This window comes from Pseudomonas sp. Irchel s3h14 (assembly GCF_900187425.1).
In the GTDB taxonomy this organism is placed as follows: domain Bacteria; phylum Pseudomonadota; class Gammaproteobacteria; order Pseudomonadales; family Pseudomonadaceae; genus Aquipseudomonas.
In genome coordinates, this window is record NZ_FYDJ01000001.1 from 239,597 (window position 1) to 261,048 (window position 21,452).

At 60.1% G+C, this 21,452-nt stretch carries 18 protein-coding genes; all 18 read left to right on the plus strand.

The genetic code is table 11. The features are described from left to right. The 18 genes from tssE to tssI all read left to right on the plus strand — a co-directional run bounded on the left by tssE (position 1) and on the right by tssI (position 21,439). Complete coding sequence (gene tssE, locus CKW16_RS01155) at positions 1–408, plus strand: type VI secretion system baseplate subunit TssE (RefSeq protein WP_008150080.1); 408 nt, start codon at positions 1–3, stop codon at positions 406–408. Between the two features lie 10 nt (positions 409–418). Beyond that, positions 419–943 (plus strand): PAAR domain-containing protein, encoded by a 525-nt coding sequence (locus CKW16_RS01160; protein WP_095126886.1) that lies wholly within the window; start codon positions 419–421, stop codon positions 941–943. 63 nt (positions 944–1,006) lie between these two features. Continuing rightward, positions 1,007–1,951: a DUF6402 family protein gene (locus CKW16_RS01165; RefSeq protein ID WP_095126887.1), complete on the plus strand. Its 945-nt coding sequence runs from the start codon at positions 1,007–1,009 to the stop codon at positions 1,949–1,951. Then, positions 1,948–2,358 carry a hypothetical protein gene (locus CKW16_RS01170; protein ID WP_095126888.1) on the plus strand — a complete coding sequence of 137 codons (411 nt, stop codon included), beginning with the start codon at positions 1,948–1,950 and terminating at the stop codon, positions 2,356–2,358. Before CKW16_RS01165 ends, CKW16_RS01170 begins: the two co-directional genes overlap by 4 nt. A 110-nt stretch (positions 2,359–2,468) precedes the next feature. Beyond that, positions 2,469–2,909: a hypothetical protein gene (locus CKW16_RS01175; protein ID WP_141232697.1), complete on the plus strand. Its 441-nt coding sequence runs from the start codon at positions 2,469–2,471 to the stop codon at positions 2,907–2,909. Between the two features lie 74 nt (positions 2,910–2,983). Continuing rightward, entirely contained in the window at positions 2,984–4,771 is a 1,788-nt protein-coding gene (gene tssF / locus CKW16_RS01180) for a type VI secretion system baseplate subunit TssF (protein WP_095126890.1), read from the plus strand. Next, entirely contained in the window at positions 4,735–5,742 is a 1,008-nt protein-coding gene (gene tssG, locus CKW16_RS01185) for a type VI secretion system baseplate subunit TssG (protein ID WP_095126891.1), read from the plus strand. The genes tssF and tssG overlap by 37 nt, the downstream gene beginning before the upstream one ends. A gap of 13 nt (positions 5,743–5,755) precedes the next feature. Then, on the plus strand, positions 5,756–8,404 hold the full coding sequence (gene tssH, locus CKW16_RS01190) for a type VI secretion system ATPase TssH (RefSeq protein WP_095126892.1): 2,649 nt from the start codon (positions 5,756–5,758) through the stop codon (positions 8,402–8,404). A gap of 10 nt (positions 8,405–8,414) precedes the next feature. Further along, positions 8,415–9,935, plus strand: coding sequence for a sigma-54-dependent Fis family transcriptional regulator (locus CKW16_RS01195; RefSeq protein WP_095126893.1), 1,521 nt, complete (start codon positions 8,415–8,417; stop codon positions 9,933–9,935). Positions 9,936–10,028: 93 nt separating this feature from the next. Next, positions 10,029–10,169 carry a hypothetical protein gene (locus tag CKW16_RS01200; protein ID WP_008150087.1) on the plus strand — a complete coding sequence of 47 codons (141 nt, stop codon included), beginning with the start codon at positions 10,029–10,031 and terminating at the stop codon, positions 10,167–10,169. Positions 10,170–10,186: 17 nt separating this feature from the next. Further along, complete coding sequence (tagH, locus tag CKW16_RS01205; protein WP_095126894.1) at positions 10,187–11,383, plus strand: type VI secretion system-associated FHA domain protein TagH; 1,197 nt, start codon at positions 10,187–10,189, stop codon at positions 11,381–11,383. A gap of 5 nt (positions 11,384–11,388) precedes the next feature. Beyond that, the gene (gene tssJ / locus CKW16_RS01210) at positions 11,389–11,889 is read left to right on the plus strand and encodes a type VI secretion system lipoprotein TssJ (RefSeq protein ID WP_008150089.1); all 501 of its coding nucleotides are present in this window, start codon (positions 11,389–11,391) and stop codon (positions 11,887–11,889) included. 2 nt (positions 11,890–11,891) lie between these two features. Next, on the plus strand, positions 11,892–13,223 hold the full coding sequence (gene tssK / locus CKW16_RS01215; RefSeq protein WP_046045022.1) for a type VI secretion system baseplate subunit TssK: 1,332 nt from the start codon (positions 11,892–11,894) through the stop codon (positions 13,221–13,223). Between the two features lie 5 nt (positions 13,224–13,228). Next, positions 13,229–14,104: a type IVB secretion system protein IcmH/DotU gene (gene icmH, locus CKW16_RS01220; RefSeq protein ID WP_008150091.1), complete on the plus strand. Its 876-nt coding sequence runs from the start codon at positions 13,229–13,231 to the stop codon at positions 14,102–14,104. A gap of 13 nt (positions 14,105–14,117) precedes the next feature. Then, positions 14,118–17,642 carry a type VI secretion system membrane subunit TssM gene (gene tssM / locus CKW16_RS01225; RefSeq protein WP_176471499.1) on the plus strand — a complete coding sequence of 1,175 codons (3,525 nt, stop codon included), beginning with the start codon at positions 14,118–14,120 and terminating at the stop codon, positions 17,640–17,642. Further along, on the plus strand, positions 17,642–18,370 hold the full coding sequence (locus CKW16_RS01230; protein WP_046045025.1) for a PP2C family serine/threonine-protein phosphatase: 729 nt from the start codon (positions 17,642–17,644) through the stop codon (positions 18,368–18,370). Before tssM ends, CKW16_RS01230 begins: the two co-directional genes overlap by 1 nt. Then, the gene (locus CKW16_RS01235) at positions 18,367–19,368 is read left to right on the plus strand and encodes a serine/threonine-protein kinase (RefSeq protein ID WP_176471500.1); all 1,002 of its coding nucleotides are present in this window, start codon (positions 18,367–18,369) and stop codon (positions 19,366–19,368) included. The genes CKW16_RS01230 and CKW16_RS01235 overlap by 4 nt, the downstream gene beginning before the upstream one ends. A gap of 28 nt (positions 19,369–19,396) precedes the next feature. Then, complete coding sequence (gene tssI / locus CKW16_RS01240) at positions 19,397–21,439, plus strand: type VI secretion system tip protein TssI/VgrG (protein ID WP_095126897.1); 2,043 nt, start codon at positions 19,397–19,399, stop codon at positions 21,437–21,439. Positions 21,440–21,452: the final 13 nt, after the last annotated feature.

Sequence of the window (21,452 nt, forward strand, 5' to 3'; positions counted from 1 at the left end):
ATGACTGGATACGGCAGCCTTTTCGAACGCCTGGGTGGCGACGCGGACAAACGCGTCGGCTGGAGCCGCGAGGTCTCCGCCATGGCGTCCGTGGCTGCCCATCTGGCCAAGATGCTCAGCACCCGTGCGGGCAGCGTGCAAACGCTGTCCGATTACGGGCTACCCGATCTCAATGACATGCGTCTGAGCCTGCACGACTCCCTGAGTCAGGCCCGTCTGGCCATCGAAAATTTCATCGAAGCCTACGAGCCACGCCTGAGCAATGTGCGTGTCATTTCCCTGCCGCGTGACCACGATCAGCTTCGCCTGTCCTTCAGCATCGAAGGCCTGCTGGAAGTTGATGGTTTCAAGCGCCAGGTCAGTTTCGCCGCGCGCCTGGATGGCAGCGGTCAGGTCAAGGTCAACTAAGGAGACTCCGATGTCCGGCAAACCCGCAGCACGCGTCACCGACCCCACCGCTTGCCCGCTCCCCGGTCATGGCACCAATCCGATCGCCGCCGGTTCCGGCGACGTGTTCTTCGACGGCCTCGCGGCCGCCCGCCAAGGCGATGCCTCGGCGTGTGGTGGTGCGATGTCGGGCGGGTTGGCGACGACGGTTTTGATTAACGGGAAACCGGCTGCGACGGTGGATTCCGTCGGGACTCATGGCAACAAGGTTACGGCCGGGTCCGGGACGGTGATTATCGGGAATTCTCATTCGGCGGTGCCGTTTGTGGCGCCGTTGCCGGTGGAGATTCAGTGGCCGTTTAATGAGCATTTTGTGATCAATTGCCAAGACACCGGGAAGCCGTTGGCTGGGGTTGAGTACACGCTTAAAACTGCCTCGGGAAAGATCATCACTGGTGTCACAGGCAGTGATGGTAAAACGCAAAAAATCTTTTCATCGGCGGCAGAAGAGTTCGAGCTAGTCATACAACCACAGTCCAAAGTGGTGCTCGCTTAAAGAAAATTACAAGGAAGTGCCGTCGACGACGGTGTTCTTAATGTTTCTGGGACGGATTTTTAAATGGCAGCGACAACCATCAAGTCAACCATGACGCCGGCAAGCAATCAAACCGGACAAACTGTCGCTGTGCGTCAATTTAAAATTACCGATATTCCGGACGCCATGAAGAAAATCGAATGGCCGGTGGCGGCCGAGTTGATGCTTAAGTGGTTTGATGGCAAGCCTTGGTCCACAACAAAAGACGGAGGCATGGAAGAAGAAGTTAAGGGGCATCACAAATTTGCCCCTGATGAATATATTAATGAAAGTATTGTGAAAATGAGTTGGGCTCTTCAATTCGACAGAGCAAAAGAGTCCGTCGATCGTCTGCGCACCAAATGGAACAATCCGGCGGCGATTAATCTTATTAAAAGTAAAATGAAACCAGTCTATGGCGGTAGAACGCCAGGTGTTTATCCATTTGCTTTCAATGGTGTGGCAAGTGCCGTAGAGAGGTTTGGTTACGCGAACAGTGAAACGATCGAGTTTGAGCAGTCTGGTGAAGACGAAGTCAATGAACTGCGCGCCGCCCTCGCCAATTTTAATATCCATGTGTTCGCGGAAGGCGAAATAGTCGTTACTGAAAAGAGCGTAGTTTTTCTTCCGAATCGGATAGGTTTTTATATTGAAGATTCCTATGACTTCAATGATGCCCTCTCTCTGTATAGCCAGGGGTTGGGCTATTGGAATTTCGACGGGATTGAGGCGGACATTGTCGAAGGGGCTAATAAGAATGCGAGCAACACCCTTGAACAAAACAGACTGAAATTCAACTCTCGTGGCGGAATGAGCCCTGAAAAGCAAGCGGCTTATGATGAGTTGGGAAGAAAGCACTATATGTTAGTGCAGAACAGCGACTTTCAAAAATATCGGCAAGAAAATCAGAAAGGCGGGGATTTCCGTGTTTATTCTGACGTCCTATATGAAAGCGTTTCTGCTGCGCCGATCGAGATTCTGGTCAAATGAATAATTCCAGAAGATCGATTAAAGCGTTTGCCACTCTGATAGTTGTGGTGTGCGCCGGCCTGTTTGTAGTCAATAACGAGTTGACCCGTGCTCCTTATGTGTCGTTTGCCAGTCCTTCAGGCGATTATCAAGTCGAGGCGGTTCGGGCCAGTTGGCTGTTGGGGGCGTCAGGCATGGTGTATCTGCGGTTTGTTGACAAGAAAAACTCCAGTCAAGTTTATCGAACGCCGCTGACGTCGGAGACGTCTCTGGATATGCAGTCATTTGAAGATAAAGACATTGTCGGAGTTACATGGATTGATTTTGACAAGGATCGCCGGACTTTTACGTTGTCTGTTCCAAATTGGAAGGCTCACTGGGCAAGTTTCTTAATTAGTAACACCCCTTATGAAATCATGGATAACTGATGGTTTATCTGACGCGGGGGGCTCTGTGCGAGCCAATAAAGAGAAAACAAGGGACGAAAAAGTGGGCTCTCCCTAGCATCATGAGATGCCCAAAACGAGCCCGCTGTAAAATGACCTATTCCAGCTATTTCAAGTGGGCAGTATGGATGCCCGCCATTTTGTTGCCGCTGTTATTTATTGCGGACACTCTATTGCCTCCTGTAACACCCTTCGGAGGGTGGAAGCAGTTTTTTCATATGTTCATATTGGCTTTTGGCGTGGGTGCTTATTTCATATTTGCATTTTTGGCATCGCGAGTCATTGATCGAAAAACCGAGCGTGAAGTCGTCCGGCTCGCATGTTGGGCTCCGGTTATTTTTATACCCTTCTATGCCGCGCCGTGGTTTTTGTACGGCGTGATTTATTTAGTCAGTGGCCACTTGGCGGGTCTCAGGCTAATGGTTGAATGGTTGGCATATATACCTTATTTGTTGGTTGCGGGGTATTTCTGTTCGATCGTCACAATAGTTATTTATCAAGTTGTCAAAAGATTTTTCCGCCAAGAGCTGTAGTCAGGGATCAGCAGTAGCAGTCGGCAGTCACGAACTTAGCGAATTCACACGAACCCAAAATCAGGCAACTAGAAATGTCCTTTAACCACTACTACCAAAGCGAACTCACCGCACTTCGCCAGTTAGGTCGTCGATTCGCCGAGCGTAGCCCGGCGTTGGCGCCTTTCCTCGGCCAGGCCGGGCGGGATCCGGACGTGGAGCGGTTGCTGGAAGGCTTTGCGTTTCTGACCGGCCGCCTGCGTCAGAAGCTCGACGACGAGTTACCCGAACTCAGCCATTCGCTGATGCACCTGCTGTGGCCCAACTACATGCGGCCGCTGCCGGCGTTCAGCATTTTGCAGTTCGACCCGTTGAAGCGTTCGGGCCCGGCGTTGATGGTCGAGCGTGATACGCCGGTGGAAAGCGTGCCGATCGATGACGTGCGTTGCCGCTTCCGCACTTGCTACCCGACCGAAGTCTTGCCGCTGGATCTGGCCGCGCTGAATTACTCGGTGAAAGGCGACGGTTCGCTGTTGAGCCTGCGCCTGGAGATGAGCGCTGACGGTCACCTTGGTGAACTGGAACTGAGCCGTCTGCGTCTGCACTTCGCCGGTGAGCGCTACATCAGCCAGATGCTTTACCTGAGCCTGTTGCGCAACCTGGAAGGCATCGAGCTGATCCCGCTGGATGGCGCCGGCAAGCCCATCAACGGCGTCAACGGCACGCCAATGGCCTTCAAGATGCCCGGCGACCGCGTGCAGCCGGTGGGTTTCGCAGAAGAAGAGGCGTTGATCCCGTATCCGCTGAACACCTTCCGTGGCTACCGCTACTTGCAGGAATATTTCGCCTTCCAGGACAAATTCCTGTTCGTCGACGTCAACGGTCTGGACATTCTCAAGGCGCTGCCGGAAGACACGCTGAAGCAGATGCGCGGCCTCGAATTGCGCTTCGATATTCGCAAGAGCGGTATCCAGCGCCTGCGCCCGACGCTGGACAACGTGAAGCTCTATTGCACGCCGATCGTCAACCTGTTCAAGCACGATGCACTGCCGATCCGCCTCGATGGAAAACAGGACGAATACCTGCTGCTGCCGGCCGAGTACGACCTGGAGAACTGCGGTGTGTTTTCGGTGGAAACCGTCACCGGCTGGAAGCCCGGCGGCCTTGGTTATCAGGAGTACGTGCCGTTCGAATCGTTCGAGCATGACCCGAGTTTCGACGTGCCCAACAGCCGTCCGCACTACAGCATTCGCCAGCGTTCGTCCTCGTTGCACGACGGCCTCGACACGTACCTGAGCTTCGGCATCCGTCACACCGAAGCCCACGAAACCCTGTCGATCGAGCTGATGTGCACCAACCAGAACCTGCCGCGCAAGCTCAAGCTCGGCGACATCTGCATGGCCTGCGAAGAGACGCCGGAGTTCCTCAGTTTCCGCAACATCACCCCGGCCACGCCCAGTTATGCGCCGCCGCTGAACCGTGACTTCCTCTGGAAGCTGATCAGCAACATGTCGCTTAACTATCTGTCGCTGGCCGACGTCAATGCGTTGAAGGTGATTCTCGAAACCTACGACCTGCCGCGCTACTACGACCAACACGCTGAAAAAGTCAGCAAGCGCCTGCTGGGCGGGCTCAAGTCGATCAAGCACCAACACGTCGACCGCTTGCACCGAGGGTTGCCGGTACGCGGGTTGCGCACCGAGCTGACCATCGACCCGGAAGGGTATATCGGCGAGGGCGACCTGTTCGTTTTCGCTTCGGTTCTTAACGAGTTTTTCGCGCTTTACGCCAGTCTCAACTCGTACCACGAGCTGCGAGTAAAAAGCACACAGGGAGAGGTGTACCAATGGACACCACGTATGGGTCTGCAACCCCTGCTTTAAGCGGGCTGACCCGGGTAATACGCGAGTACTCGCTGTTTCAGGCCGTGCTGCTGGTGGTTGACCGGCTGCGCGAGGCGCACCCGTACCTGAGCGAAGACGATCTGTATGACCAGCTGGAATTCCAGGCCAATCCGAGCCTGGGTTTTCCCGGCAGTGACGTCGATCGCGTGGAGTTTTTCGAAGAGCACGGGCAGATGCGCGCGCGTCTGCGTTTCAACCTGATCGGCCTGGTCGGTTCCGGTTCGCCGCTGCCGGCGTTCTACGGCGAACAGGCCCTGGGCGATAGCGAAGACGGCAACCCGACCCGCAACTTTCTCGACCTGTTTCACCATCGCCTGCAACGGCTGATGCTGCCGATCTGGAAAAAATACCGCTACCGCGCAAGCTTCCAGAGCGGCGCCCTCGACCCGTTTTCGTCGCAGCTGTTTGCATTGATCGGCCTCGGTGGCGAAGAGATCCGCCGGGCCAAGGAACTGAACTGGAAACGCCTGCTGCCGTACCTCGGCTTGCTCAGCTTGCGGGCGCACTCGGCGGCGCTGATCGAAGCGGTGCTGCGTTACTACTTCAAACACGCCGAACTGACCATCGAGCAGTGCATCGAGCGTCGCGTCGAAATCCTCGACGAGCAGCGCAATCGCTTGGGCCGCGCCAACAGCCTGCTCGGTGAAGACCTGGTGCTGGGTGAACACGTGCGCGACCGCAGCGGTAAGTTCCGCATCCACATCCGCGAACTCGACTGGCAACGCTTCCACGAATTCCTGCCGATCGGTTTTGGCTACCAGCCGCTCTGTGCGCTGGTGCGGTTCACCCTGCGTGACCCGCTCGATTACGACATTCGCCTGGTGTTGCGCCAGGAAGAAATCCGCGAACTGCGCATCGGTGAGCAAAACGCCTGTCGCCTGGGATGGACCAGTTGGCTCGGCCGCGAAAAAGCGGACGGCGTGGTGACCCTGGGCAGCAAAATTCATTAAGGACAGATGACCAATGATCAACGTAGACCTGCAACAACTTATCCAGGCGCTGGACGCCGAAACCCGTCGTGACCTGGAAAGTTCGGCCGAACGCTGTGTCGCCCGTGGCGGCAGCAAGATCCTCGTCGAAGACTTGCTGCTGGGCTTGCTGGAGCGCCCGCAAGGCTTGCTCGCACGCGCGCTGCAAGACGCCGAAGTCGATGCCGGTGAGCTCAGCGCCGCGTTGCAATCGCGGGTCGAGCACAGCGCTTCGCGCAACCCGGTGTTCGCCCCGGAACTGGTGCAGTGGCTGCAAGACGCGTTGCTGGTGGCCAACCTTGAACTGGGCCAGAGCCAGGTCGAGCAAGCCGCGTTGATCCTCGCACTGTTGCGCAACCCGATGCGCTACGCCGGCAGCCGCTACCAATCATTGCTGGCCAAACTGAACATCGAGCGCCTGAAAGAATTCGCCCTGTCGCAGAAAGAACAACCGGCCACGGGCAAACCCGCGGTGCCCGGCGAATCGCTGTTGCAGCGCTTCACCCACAACCTGACCCAACAAGCCCGCGACGGCAAACTCGACCCGGTGCTGTGCCGCGATGGTGCGATCCGGCAGATGGTCGACATCCTCGCCCGTCGCCGCAAGAACAACCCGATCGTGGTCGGTGAAGCCGGCGTCGGCAAAACCGCCATCGTCGAAGGCCTGGCCTCGCGCATCGCCGCCGGTGAAGTGCCGCAAGTCTTGAAAGGCGTTGAGTTGCTGTCGCTGGACATGGGCCTGTTGCAGGCCGGCGCCAGCGTCAAAGGTGAGTTTGAACGCCGCCTCAAAGGCGTGATTGACGAAGTCAAAGCCTCGCCGAAACCGATCATCCTGTTCATCGACGAAGCTCACACACTGATCGGCGCGGGCGGCAACGCCGGCGGTTCCGACGCGGCCAACCTGCTCAAGCCAGCCCTGGCCCGTGGCGAGTTGCGCACCATCGCCGCCACCACTTGGGCGGAGTACAAGAAGTACTTCGAAAAAGACCCGGCCCTGGCCCGTCGTTTCCAACCGGTGCAGCTGCACGAACCGACCGTCAGCGAAACGGTGACCATCCTGCGTGGCCTGGCTCAGGTTTACGAGAAGAGCCACGGCATCTACCTGCGCGATGACGCGGTGGTTGCGGCGGCCGAGTTGTCTGCCCGTTACCTGGCGGGTCGTCAGCTGCCGGACAAAGCCGTCGACGTCCTCGACACCGCGTGCGCCCGCGTACGCATCAGCCTCGCCGCTGCCCCGGAAAGCCTCGAACGCTTGCGTGGCGAACTGGCTGAAGGTGGCCGTCAGCGTCAGGCGCTGCGCCGTGATGCCGAGGCCGGTCTGCTGATCGATCACGAAGTGCTGGACGCTTTGGAAGGTCGTCTGGCCGAAGCCGAAGATGAAAGGGTCGCCCTCGAAGCGCTGTGGACCGAGCAGAAAGAACTGGCCGAGCGCCTGCTGGACCTGCGTCAGCAATTGGCCAAGGCCCGCGAAGCCGTCGCCGTCGAGCCTACTGTCACGGTTGAAGAAGATACCGAAGGCACCGTGATCGAAACGCTGCCGGTGGACGAAGCGCAAAGCGTCGAAACGCTGGAAAGCGCACTCAACGAAACTCACAAAGCGCTGACCGAGCTTCAGATCAAAGAGCGTCTGGTGAGCTTCGAAGTCTGCCCGCGTCTGGTGGCCGAAGTGATCAGCGCCTGGACCGGCGTGCCATTGGCGCAACTGGCCCGCGAGCACAACGCCAAGGTCGCGAGCTTCGCCACCGACTTGCGCACCCGCATCCGTGGTCAGGAACAAGCCGTTCACGCACTGGACCGCTCGATGCGCGCCACCGCTGCCGGCCTGAACAAACCTGATGCGCCGGTCGGCGTGTTCCTGCTGGTCGGCCCGAGCGGCGTCGGCAAGACCGAAACCGCGCTGGCCCTGGCGGACTTGCTGTACGGCGGTGATCGTTTCATCACCACCATCAACATGTCCGAGTTCCAGGAAAAACACACCGTTTCGCGCCTGATCGGAGCACCGCCGGGCTACGTCGGTTACGGCGAGGGCGGCATGCTCACCGAAGCCGTGCGGCAGAAGCCGTACTCCGTCGTCCTGCTCGACGAAGTCGAAAAGGCTGATCCGGACGTGCTGAACCTGTTCTACCAAATCTTCGACAAAGGCGTGGCCAACGACGGCGAAGGGCGCGAGATCGACTTCCGCAACACGCTGATCCTGATGACCTCGAACCTGGGCAGCGATCGCATCGCCGAGCTCTGTGAAAACGGCGCGCGGCCGTCGGCCGAAGTCCTTGAAGAAACCATCCGCCCGGTGCTGAGCAAACACTTCAAACCGGCGCTGCTGGCGCGCATGCGCGTCGTGCCTTACTACCCGGTCGGTGGCCCGGTGTTGCGCGAGCTGATCGAAATCAAACTCGGCCGTCTGGGCGAGCGCCTGAACCGTCGTCAGCTGGATTTCACGTACTCCCAGGACCTCGTCGACCACTTGGCCGAACGCTGCACCCAAAGCGACAGTGGCGCACGCCTGATCGACCACTTGCTCGACCTGCACGTGCTGCCGCTGGTGGCCGACCGCTTACTCGATGCGATGGCCACGGGCGAAAGCCTCAAGCGCGTTCACGCGACACTCGACGGCAACGCCAGCGTGACCTGCGAGTTCGCCTGAGGTGGGTGTGATGTTCACTCAAGTGCCGCAACCACTGGTCTATGCCGAAGCCTTGCTGGCGCAATTCGCCAGCCTGTCGCGGTCGGCGGACGGTGCTGCGCTGCTGGGTGACTTCGTGCGTGGGTTGGCCGAGCTCAGCGGTTGCGAGTTGACGCAGCTGTACTTGCTGGACGCGACTCACACGTGCCTGGGGATGAACGCCGAATGCCTCAACGGCATCCTGCAGCCCCGGGAAGCGGCGAGCCTGCCGGCGGATTACAACGGTGAACAACTGCTGCAATTCGCCCTGTGCCAGAACCGCGTGGTGTGCCTCAGCGAGCTGAGCGGCAGCCTGCACGAAACCAGTTTCCTGCCGCCTCAGGCCATGCCTTGGCAGTCGCTGTTGTGTGTGCCGCTGGTCAATCAGCAGAAAGCCGTCGAAGGCTTGCTGCTGTGTGCCAGTCGCCGGCACATCGACCTGCAAGGCTTTGCCGATTCCCTCGGGCAACTTGGTTCGTTCGTGCTCGGCCAACTGCATTTGTTGCAACGTCTGCGTCAGCCGACCGGTGATGCACGTCCGGCGAAGGTCAGCGTCCCGAGCGCCAGCGGTTACGGTTTGATCGGCAAGAGTTCGGCCATGCGCCAGACCTATTCGCTGATCAGCAAAGTCCTGCACAGCCCGTATACCGTGCTGCTGCGCGGCGAAACCGGCACCGGCAAGGAAGTGGTGGCGCGAGCGATTCACGATTGCGGCCCGCGCCGTTCCCAGGCGTTCATTGTGCAGAACTGCGCGGCGTTCCCCGAGAACCTGCTGGAAAGCGAGCTGTTCGGCTATCGCAAAGGTGCCTTCACCGGTGCTGATCGCGACCGTGCCGGGCTGTTCGACGCGGCCAACGGCGGCACCTTGCTGCTCGATGAAATCGGCGATATGCCGTTGTCCCTGCAAGCCAAGCTGTTGCGGGTTCTGCAGGAAGGCGAGATCCGCCCGCTAGGTTCTAACGACACCCATAAAATCGACGTGCGCATCATCGCCGCGACTCACCGGGATTTGTCGGTGCTGGTCAGCGAAGGCAAATTCCGCGAGGACTTGTACTACCGCCTCGCGCAGTTCCCGATCGAGTTGCCGGCCCTACGCCAGCGCGAAGGCGACATCCTCGACCTGGCCCGGCACTTCGCCGACAAGGCGTGCTCGTTCTTGCAACGGGACGCCGTGAGTTGGTCCGATGCGGCGCTGGATCACCTGTCCGGTTATGCCTTCCCCGGCAACGTGCGTGAACTCAAAGGCCTGGTCGAACGCGCGGTGCTGTTGTGCGAGGGCGGTGAGTTACTGGCCGAGCATTTTTCCCTGCGCATGGAAGCCATGCCGGAAGACAGCAGCGGCCTGAACCTGCGCGAACGCCTGGAGCAGGTCGAGCGCAGTCTGTTGCTCGATTGCCTGCGCAAAAACGACGGCAACCAGACCCTCGCGGCCCGCGAACTCGGGCTGCCACGCCGCACGCTGCTGTATCGCCTCGGGCGCCTGAATATCAATTTGGGTGATTTCGATGGGTAGGCAAACGACCGTCGATTTCACCTCATCCGCTTCTAACAGCGCCACCCAAACGGGTCGGCGCTTTGTACTTTGTCTACCCCTGGAGACCCTCTGATGTCTGTTCGTCACTGGCAAGCCGTCCTGCTGACCCTCGTCGTTCTATGCGGCCTCGGCGGCTGTAGCGGCAATTACAAATACAACGACAACACCTATCGCCCATTGGGTGATCCGCAGGCGGTCAATCGCGGCAAGTGACCGCAAGGAGTATCACCATGGAACTGGTTTTCGAAATGCTCAACACCAAGCAGTTCGTGCCCACGGATTTGTGCCAGAAGACCTTCAAACAGGCCGGTGGCGTGATTGGTCGGGGCGAGGATTGCGACTGGATCATCCCGGACCGCAAGCGTCACCTGTCCAATCACCACGCGTTGATCAGCTACCGCGAAGGCACGTTTTTCCTGACCGATACCAGCAGCAACGGTATCCAGGACAGCGAAAGCGGCGCACGCCTGCGCAAGGGCGAAGCGATGCGCATCGAGCACGGCAGTGTCTACGTGCTGGGTGACTTCGAGATCCGTGCGCGGCTGGTGCGCGACCCGGCGACCTTCGACGTTGAAGTCGGCCGCCCGCAAGCAGCGGGCAGCATCATTCCGGACGATGCGTTTCTCGATCTCGACCCGCTCAATGCCCTCGATCAGCAAGAACGCGTGTATTCGGAAATCGACGAACTGATCTCCCCGAGCACGACTATCGAGGACACCCGTCAGCGCGCCGACTATGCGCGTATCGACATGGAAAGCCTGATGGTGCCGGAGCTGATCAACGCCCCGGCAGAGCCAGCCCCCGCGCCACCGCCCAAAGCAGTCGAGCGTCAGAGTGAAGGTTTCTGGGAGCACTTCGGTGCGGCGCTGGGCGTGGACCTCAAAGGCCTCGACCACGACGCCCGCGAAGCCCTGGCGCTGAATGCTGCACGCCTGCTCAAGCAAAGCGTTGGCGGTTTGCAGCAGAGCCTGCGCACCCGCAGCGAACTGAAAAACGAACTGCGTCTGGCCCAGACCACCGTGCAAGGCACCCAAAAGAACCCGCTGAAATTTGCCGTCGATGCCGGTGAAGCGTTGGGCATTTTGTTGCAGCCGAACAAGCCGGGTCAGTTGCCGGCCGAGCAAGCAATTTCCCGTGCGTTCCGCGATTTGCAGGCGCATCAGGTGGCCTTGCTGACCGCCAGTCGCGCCGCCGTTCGCGGCACGCTGGAGCACTTCTCGCCCCAACAATTGACCCTGCGTTTCGAGCGCGACAACAAGCCTTTGCTGGCCACGTCCGGCAGTCGCTGGAGAGCCTACGGTCGTTATCACCAAGCCCTGCGTCAGGACGATGACTGGAGCGAGCGCCTGCTGGCCCGCGACTTCGCTCAGGCCTACGAAGAACAGATCCGCCTGATCTCCACCCTTCACACCGACCACCAAGGATGATGCGCATGTCTCGCTGCTCGACCGCTTTTTTCAAGACGCTGACGGCGTTCGCGGCCCTGGTGCTGCTGGCCGGCTGCTCGTCGCTGTCGCCGTATTCCCACGTCACCAAACTCAACCTGAAGCTGACCGCCAGCGATCAGCTGAACCCGGACCTCAATGGGCGTCCGTCGCCGATCGTTGTGCGTCTGTTCGAGCTCAAGCACCCGGTGACGTTCGAGAACGCTGACTTCTTCAGCCTGTACGAACGCGCCAAGGAATCCCTGGCCCCGGACCTTGTGGCCAGCGAAGAAATTGAACTGCGTCCAGGTGAAACCGTGGAGATGAAACTCAGCGTGGAGGAGGGCAGTCGTTACGTCGGCATCCTCGCCGCCTACCGCGATCTGCCGGAAACCAAATGGCGCTACACGGTGCAAGTCACCCCGGTGGAAGTCACCGACGCTGATCTGACCCTCGACCAGGCCGGTATTCGCAACAGCAACGAAACGCTCGCCAAGGCGGATGACTGATCATGAATTCCCATAAAGTGATTTGGCAGGAAGGCATGCTGCTGCGTCCGCAGCACTTCCAGCACAACGATCGCTACTACGACCACCAGATGAAAACCCGCACGCAGTTGCTGGGCAGCTACACCTGGGGCTTCCTGAACCTGGACATCGACTTGCAGTTCCTCAACATGGGCAAACTGGTGATCAGCCAGGCCTCGGGGATTCTGCCGGACGGCAGCCTGTTCGAACTCGGCGGCAACACCGAACCGCTGGCGCTCGACGTGCCGCCGAACACCGGTAATACACCGATCTACCTCGCGCTGCCGCTGGTTACCGGTAACCACATCGAGTCGCGTCGTCCGGAGCAATCCGACGTGCTGGCGCGCTACACCGCATACGAAGCGGAAGTGGCCGACTCCAACGCTGGCGACGATTCCGCCAGCCAGGTCAGCTGCGGCCGCCCGGACTTCAAACTGTTGCTCGGCGAGCAGCAGAGCGACCAGGCCTACGTGAAACTGAAGATCTGCGAAGTGCTCGACACCACGCCCGACGGCGTGATCAGCCTCGACCCGGATTTCGTCCCGACCTACATCCAGGCGCATTCGTCCAGCTACCTGCTGTCGTGCCTGAAAGAAGTGATCAGCATGCTCGGCCACCGGGGCGACACCATCGCCGAGCGCATCCGCTCCAACGGCAAAGTCGGTGGCGCGGAAGTCGGCGACTTCATGATGCTGCAACTGATCAACCGCACCGAACTGCTGCTGCGTCACTACCTCGGCCTGGAGCAGGTTCACCCGGAAGAGTTGTACCGCACGCTGCTGACCATGCTCGGCGATCTGGCGACCTTCTCCAGCGACAGCAAACGCCCGCGTCTGGACAGCCGTTACCAGCACAGCGACCAGGGCGCGAGCTTCCGCAAGCTGATGGAAGCGATTCGTCAGGTACTGTCGATGGTGCTCGAACAGCACGCCATCGAACTGGTCCTGCAAGCGCGTCAGTACGGGATCATCGTCTCGCCGTTGCACGACCACAAACTGCTGGGCTCGGCCTCATTCGTGCTCGCGGCCAGCGCCAACTGCGACTCCGAAGAACTGCGCCATCGCTTGCCGGCGCACCTCAAGGTCGGCCCGGTGGAGCGCATCCGCCAACTGGTCAACCTGCATCTGCCGGGCATCAAGGTCAAACCGTTGCCGGTGGCCCCACGGCAGATCGCGTTCCACTCCAACAAAACCTATTTCATTCTCGAACTCAGTTCCGAAGACCTGGCACAACTCGAGCGCTCCGGCGGCTTCGCGTTCCACGTGTCCGGCGAATTCGCCGAGCTCGAACTGAAATTCTGGGCCATCAGGAACTGACCGACATGATCAAGGACATGGAACATACCCAGGACGATAAAACCGTCCTGCTCGACCGTCAGGGCCACGGCCCGGCGCAGAGTCCGCTGACAGATTTCGCCGCACCGCCGCGTTTTGAACAGCTGGAAGAACGGATGATCTACGCCGCGCGCTTGCGCCCGGCCGAAGCGTTCAACATCAGCCTAAATTCGCTGGTCGCAGCCGCCTCCGACCTGTTGTCGGAAGTGGTGCGACTCAAGCACAGCGACACCCGCGAAGACATGTACGCGCTCAACGAGCGACTGACCGCCGGCCTGAAACTGTTTGAAGTGCGAGCGCTGCACAACGGCGCCGAAAGCAGCCAGGTGATGGCCGCGCGTTACGTGCTCTGCACCGTGGTCGACGAAGCCGTCGTGACCACGCCGTGGGGCAACGAAAGCGAGTGGTCGCAGATGAGCCTGCTTAGCAGCTTCCACAACGAAACCTTCGGCGGCGAGAAGTTCTTCCAGCTGCTGGATCGTCTGTCGAAAAACCCGGTCAAGCATCTGCCGATGCTGGAGCTGATGTACCTGTGCCTGTCGCTGGGCTTCGAGGGTAAATACCGCGTGCAAGCCCGCGGCATGCTCGAGCTCGAAGGCATCCGCGACGCCTTGTATCGCCAGATTCGCCAACTTCGCGGCGACGTGCCGCGCGAACTGTCGCCGCATTGGGAAGGCTTGAACGATCAGCGCCGCAGCCTGGTGCGCATCGTGCCGGCGTGGATGGTGGTGCTGTTCACCGTGGTTTGCCTGGTGGTGATGTATTCGGGCTTCGCCTGGGTATTGGGCGAGCAACGCGAAACCGTTCTGCAACCTTATCAGCAGCTTGATCCGGCCGCGGTTCAGCCGCAGTCGCAGCCGTAAACAGGGACGTGTGATGAAAAAGTTTTTCAAGAAAGTCGGCGCATTCTTGCGTCAGACCTGGGTCTGGACCTTGCTGCTGGTGCTGTTCGTCGCGCTGCTGGTGTGGTTCGTCGGGCCGCTGCTGGCGGTCAATGACTACAAGTTCTGGGAAGGTTCGACCTCCCGCCTGCTGACCATCAGTGTGCTGTTCCTGATCTGGGGCCTGACCATGGTCTTCGTCAGCTGGCGCGCTGGCGTACGCAAGAAAGCCATCGAAGACACCGAAGACGGCCAGGATCGTATCCGCCGTGAAGAGCTGATCGACGAAGAGCAGAAAGAGCTTCGCGTACGCTTCAAGGATGCGTTGAAAACCCTGAAGACTTCGAGTCTCTATCGCGGTCGCAGCGAGCGCTGGCGCAGTGATTTGCCGTGGTACTTGCTGATCGGCCCTCAGGGCAGCGGCAAGACCAGCCTGCTGGACTTCTCGGGCCTTGAGTTTCCGATCAACAAGATCGACCGCAAACTGACCCGCGACACCCTCGGCACGCGTCATTGCGACTGGTACTTCGCCGACCACGGTGTGCTGATCGACACCGCCGGGCGTTACCTGACCCAGCCGGATGCCGAAGTCGATGGCAGCGCCTGGAGCACCTTGCTCGACCTGCTGCGCAAGCGTCGCCGCAACCGTCCGTTGAACGGCGTGCTGGTGACCATTCCGGTGGAAATGCTGCTGGGCAACACCGAGCAAGACCTCGACACCCTGGCTCGCCAGGTGCGTGCCCGTCTGCAAGACGTGCATCAGAAACTGCACGTCGATGTGCCGGTTTATCTGGTGCTGAGCAAGGCTGACAAGCTGCTCGGTTTCGACGAGTTCTTCGATCAACTGACCCGCGAAGAAAGCGATCAAGTACTCGGCACCAGCTTCCGCAAAGAGCAGAGCGGCACCGACGTCGCCGTGCTGCGCGCCGAGTTTGAAGAGCTGCTGCGTCGCCTGAACAGCCAAGTGATCATGCGCATGCACCAGGAGCGCGACACCCAGCGCCGTGGTCGCATTCTCGACTTCCCGCATCAACTGGGGCAGATCGGCGAGCGTCTGTGTCTGTTCGTCGACATGGCGTTCACCGGCAACCGCTACCAGCGTGTCAGCCAGCTGCGCGGTTTCTACCTGACCAGCGCACCGCACCTGACTCAAGAGATGGACCAGACCACCGCCGGCATCGGCGCCAATCTGGGCATGAACGCTGGCGTGCTGCCGACCTTGCGCAGCGGCCGTTCGCGCTTCATTCACCATTTGCTCAGCCGAGTTATCTTCCCGGAAGCCGATCTGGCCGGTCTGGACAAGCGCGAACGCAGCCGCATCCATTGGGGCCAACGTGCCCTGTACGTAGGCGCATTGGCGGCGCTGGCACTGTTCGGCATGCTGTGGGCGGGCGGATTCTCGGCCAACTACGAGCGTCTGGAAAACCTGCGTAACCTCGCTCAAAACTGGACTCAACAGCGCTCGGCCCTGACCGCGCGTGATGATTCCATGGCAGTGCTCAAGACCCTCGACACCAGCTACGCGGCGACTCAGGTCTTCCCGAATAAAGGTGACGTGTCGTACCACGAACGTGGCGGCCTGTACCAAGGCGAAGAGGTCAACCCGGTGGTCAAGGAGGCCTACGAGCGTGAGCTTGAAGCGCAACTGCTGCCGAAGGTTGCGACGCTGCTGGAAGGGCAGATCCGTGCCAACATGAAGGATCGCGAACGCCTGCTCAACAGCCTGCGTGCGTACCTGATGTTGAACATGAAAGACCGTCGCGACGGCCCGTGGCTCAAGGATTGGGTGGCCACCGAATGGTCCCAGCGTTACGCCGGCAACACTGCCGTGCAGAACGGTTTGAACACCCACTTCGAGCGTTTGCTGAAGCAGCCGTTTATCTATCCGCTGAACGATCAACTGGTGGCCCAGGCGCGTCAGGTGTTGCGCAGCGAGTCGCTGGCCAACGTGGTTTACCGGATGCTGCGCGAGCAGGCCCGCAACCTGCCGGAATACCGTTTGAGCCAACACTTGGGCCCACAAGGTGCGCTGTTTGTCGGCACCGAATACGTGATCCCGGGTTTCTACACCCAACAGGGTTATCAGCAGTACTTCTCGGTTCAGGGCTCTGCGCTGGTTACCGATATCCTGCGTGATAACTGGGTGCTGGGCGAAGGCTCGGGCATCAGCGGCATGGACTTGCGTCGCCTGATGGTCGAACTGGAGCAACTGTACTTCCGCGACTACGCCAACTTCTGGAGCGAAGCGGTCGGCCAGGTGGCATTGCCACCGATCAACGACGCCGGTGAAGGCGCCGAGCAACTGGCAGGGCTGACATCCGCCAACTCCCCCGTGCTGCAACTGCTGGTGGAAGTGCGCGAAAACACCCGTTTCCCGGTGATCGCCGACAGCGCTGATGAAGCTGCCGAGGCGGCGGACAAACTGGGCGAGAAGGGCGGCAAGCTCGGCAAACTCGCGGCGGCTGCGGCTGACAAAGCCGCAGACATGACCAAGAACCTGCCGGACACCGCGAAGAAATCCCTGCAACGTCGCTTCGAACCGCTGCACCGTTTGCTGGATGACAACAACGGCCCGGCCGCTGATTTGACCCCGGCTTTGACGGCGCTCAACGACCTGCAACTGCAACTGGCGAGCCTGGCCCGTGCCAGTGCGCCGGAACAGGCTGCGTTCGAAATGGCCAAGACCCGCATGAGCGGCCAGCGTGATGCGTTGAGCAACTTGCGTAATGCCTCCAACCGTCTGCCGCGTCCGGTCAGCGTGTGGTTCAACGTACTGGCTGAAGACACCTGGCGTCTGGTGCTGAACGATTCCTACCAGTACCTGAACCAGCGTTATCAGAGCGAGCTGTACAGCTTCTATGGCAAGGCGATCAACAAGCGTTACCCGTTCAGCGCCCACAGCACCAGCGACGTTGCGATCAGCGACTTCCGCGAGTTCTTCAAGGCGCAGGGCATCAACGATCGCTTCTTTGAAACCTATATGCGTCCGTTCGTGAGTGGCGATCCAGGCAACTACCGTCTGCGCAGCATCGACGGTCACAGCATGCCGATCTCCAAGGTCTACCTCGACCAGATGGCCGCGGCACAAGTGATTCGCCAGAGCTTCTTCTCGATCAACCCGGCCGAGCCACAAGTGCAGTTCAAACTGGAGCCGTACACCCTCGACCCGGCCGTCAGCCGTTCCGAGTTCAAGTTTGGCGACAAGACCATCGAATACCGCCACGGCCCGATCGTGCCGGTGTCGTTCAAATGGCCGACCGATGCTGAAGACGGTCGCACCAGCCTGGTCCTCGACAAAATGGCCGGCCGCCCGATCGGCATCGAGAAGAACACCGGCCCATGGTCGCTGTTCCGTCTGTTCGACCTGATGCAGACCGAGTACCTGAGCGGTCGCGATGTGCTGGTGCTCAAAGCTGACGTAGGCGGCCTGCGCGCCAATTACCTGCTTAGCAGCCAGCGCACACCGAACCCGTTCGACATGGGTGTGCTGCGTACCTTCCGTATGCCGGTGCAGCTCTGATGCTGGTTGCCAGTCCCTGGCGCAGCGCTGCGCGCACCGATCCGGGCAAGGTTCGGGCGCGCAACGAAGATGCTTTCCTCGACTGCCCACAGCAGGGGCTGTGGGTGGTCGCGGATGGCATGGGCGGTCATCAGGGTGGCGACATCGCCAGCCAGTTGATCGTCGCCAGCCTGGCGGAATTGCCGGTGCAGGACGACTTCGACGAACGACTCAAAGGCATACGCCAGTGCCTGCACTGGCTTAACCGTCGCTTGGGTCAGGAGTTGACCGTCACGGCCGGGCGCCACGACAGCATCATGGGCAGCACCGTGGTGGCGCTGCTGGTGGAAGGTAATCGCGCGGCCTGCATCTGGGCCGGCGACAGCCGTTGCTACCTGTGGCGTGGCCAGCGGTTGTATCAGCTGTCCAAGGACCATTCGCTGCAACAGCAACTCATCGACGAGCAACAGATGAGCATCGAGGACGCCCGTGCCCATCCTTCGGCCCATGCCCTGACCCGTGCGGTCGGGGCAGCCGATGTGCTGACTCTGGACGTGCTCGAACTCGAGGTTTACCCCGGCGATACGTTTCTGTTGTGCAGCGATGGTTTGTACCAGGGCTTAAGCACTGATGCCTTGGGCAACGCCCTGAGCCTGACCGCGCCGCACGTTGCGCTGGAGCGTCTGTTCGACGGCGCTCTGCGTGGCTCGGCCCGGGACAATCTGACTGCTGTGGTGATCCGAAAATGACTCAACTCATGCCGCCGCTCGACGACCTGCTGGTGACTGACGAGGAAGCCAATAACCTGACTTACTTTGCGTTCGCCAAATCACACAAGGCTGAACCCGCGCTGGCGCCGACCAAGGCCAGCGTCGGCGAAATGCCGGACGTACTCGCAGGCCGTTACCGCATCGAGCGCCTGCTCGGTGCTGGTGGCATGGGCGCGGTTTACCGCGCAAGGGACTTGTTGAGCGAACAGTTCGGCGATCCCGACCCTTACATCGCGCTGAAAATCCTCAGCGAAGAATTTGCCGAATCGCCGGACGCCAGTGCCTTGCTCTACAGCGAGTTCGCCCTGACCCGACGCCTGCGCCACGACAACGTGCTGCGTTTGCACAGCTTTGAAGTGGACACCGATTGCCAGCGCGCCTTCATCACCATGGAACTCATGCGTGGGCTGACCCTGGACAAATTACTCTGCGAGCGGCCGCTGGGCCTGCCGTGGAAAGAACTGCGCGACATCGCGCTGCCGCTGCTCGACGCGCTGGCCTTCGCCCACGCTCGCGGCGTGCTGCACGGCGACATGAAGCCGAGCAACGTCATGCTCAGCGAAGAAGGCGTGCGCCTGTTCGACTTCGGTCTGGGCCAGGCCGAGGAGGGCATCTTGCCCGGCCTGCCACACCTGAGCCGCAACCGCTTCAACGCCTGGACCCCCGGCTACGCCGCCCCCGAACTGCTCGAAGGCCAGCCGCTGTCGGCCAGTGCGGATGTCTACGGCGTGGCCTGCGTGCTCTACGAATTGGCCGGCGGCAAACACCCGTTCCGCCGCTTGCCCTCGACCGAAGCCCGCGACGGCCACCTCGAACGCGAGCTGCACGCACCCAGGAATCTCCCGAAACACTGCTGGCCAGCCCTGCGAACGGCGCTGGCATTCAATGCGGCAGATCGAACGATCACTGCCGCCCAACTGCGTGACGCTATGGGCGCCACATCGACTTGGCTGCAACGTCTGCGACTTCGGGCGTAACGGATGACTACCGAACAGGGAGCAAACAATGTTTAACCCTTCCAACGAAACGCATTTCAGCCTGACCGTCGAAGACTATGTCGGCGACCTGCAAGTGCTGTCGTTCACCGGCACCGAAGGCATCAGCCAGCCGTATCGCTTTGACCTGGAACTGGTCAGCGAAAACCCCGACCTCGACCTGGAAAAGCTCCTGCACAAACAGGCTTTTTTGGCGTTCGATCCACAAGGCAGCGGCATCCACGGCCAGATCTACCGCGTTGCCCAAGGCGATGCCGGCAAACGCCTGACCCGCTACAAAATCTCCCTGGTGCCGCAACTGCAATACCTGCATCACCGCACCAACCAGCGCATCTACCAGCAGATGTCGGCACCGAAAATCATCGCGCTGATCCTCGACGAACACGGCATCAAGGCCAACGCCTACAGCTTCCAGCTCAGCCAGCCCTGCCCGGATCGCGACTACTGCGTGCAATACGACGAAACCGACCTGCACTTCGTCCAGCGCCTGTGCGAAGAGGAAGGCATTCACTACCACTTCCAGCACAGTTCCAATGGTCATCTTTTGGTATTCGGCGACGACCAGACCGTGTTCCCTAAACTCGGCCAGCCAACGGCGTATGTGCAAGGCAGCGGCATGGTCGCCGATGAGCCGGTGATCAAAGGTTTCAAACTACGCCTGGAAACCCGCACCGGCCGCGTCACCCGCCGCGACTACGACTTCGAAAAACCACGCCTGCAACTCGAGTCCGCCTACAAACCCGAGGCCCAAAGCGACGCGCCGGACCTCGAAGACTACGACTACCCCGGCCGCTTCATCGACCGTGCGCGCGGAAAATTCCTCAGCCAGCGCGCCCTCGAACGCCACCGCGCCGACTACCGCCAGGCCGAAGGCCACGGCGATCAAACGCGCCTGATCAGCGGCCACTTCCTGGAAATGTCCGACCACCCGCGCACCGAGTGGAACGACCTGTGGCTGCTCACCGAAATCTTCCACGAAGGCAAACAGCCGCAAGTCCTCGAAGAGTCGGTGACCAGCGACACCACCGACCACAAGGACGACTTCCACCAGGGCTACCGCAACCGCTTCCTCGCCACCCCGTGGGACGTGTTCTACCGCCCGGCCCTGCAACACCCGAAACCCCGCGTCCTCGGCAGCCAGACCGCCATGGTCACCGGCCCCAAAGGTGAAGAGATCCACTGCGACCAATACGGCCGCATCAAGGTGCAATTCCATTGGGACCGCGAAGGCCTGGCTGACGACAAAACCAGCTGCTGGATGCGTGTTTCTTCGAGTTGGGCCGGCGACCGCTATGGCGCCATCGCCATCCCGCGAATCGGCATGGAAGTGCTGGTGACCTTCCTCGAAGGCGATCCCGATCAGCCGTTGGTAACCGGTTGCCTGTACCACAAGGAAAACCTCGTCCCCTACGACCTGCCGGCGAACAAAACCCGCACGGTGTTCAAAACCCTCAGCTCACCGGGCGGCGGCGGGTTTAATGAACTGCGGATTGAGGACAAGAAAGGGGCCGAGCAGATCTTCATTCATGCCCAGCGGGATTGGGATGAAAACATTGAGCATGATCAGAAGATTCGTGTGGGGAATGAACGCCACGATACCGTGGAGAAGAACACCTACACCGAGCTGAAGGCTGAAGAACATCGCACCACGATTGCTGATCGCAAGACTGAAGCGCGGATGGATGATCACCTGACGATTGGGCAGAACCAGCATGTGAAGCTGGGGACTGCGCAGCTGACTAGCGTTGGGAAAGAGATTCATCTGAAGGCTGGGGACAAGATTGTGATTGAGGCTGGGATGGAGCTCACCGTGAAGGCGGGCGGTAGCTTCATCAAACTCGATGCCGGCGGTATCACAGTTGTTGGGCCGGTGGTGAAAATTAATGCCGGTGGGTCGGCGGGGAGTGGGACAGGGATTGGGATTAAACCGCCGGTGCTGCCGGGGGCGGCGGATGCGGATAAGGCGGGGAGTTTGATGGATCAGGCGTTGTTGAATGCGCCTGAAGAACAGGTCAAACGCAAACCCAAACGAATGCTTAACTTTTCCGGCTAATAGACACCGACGG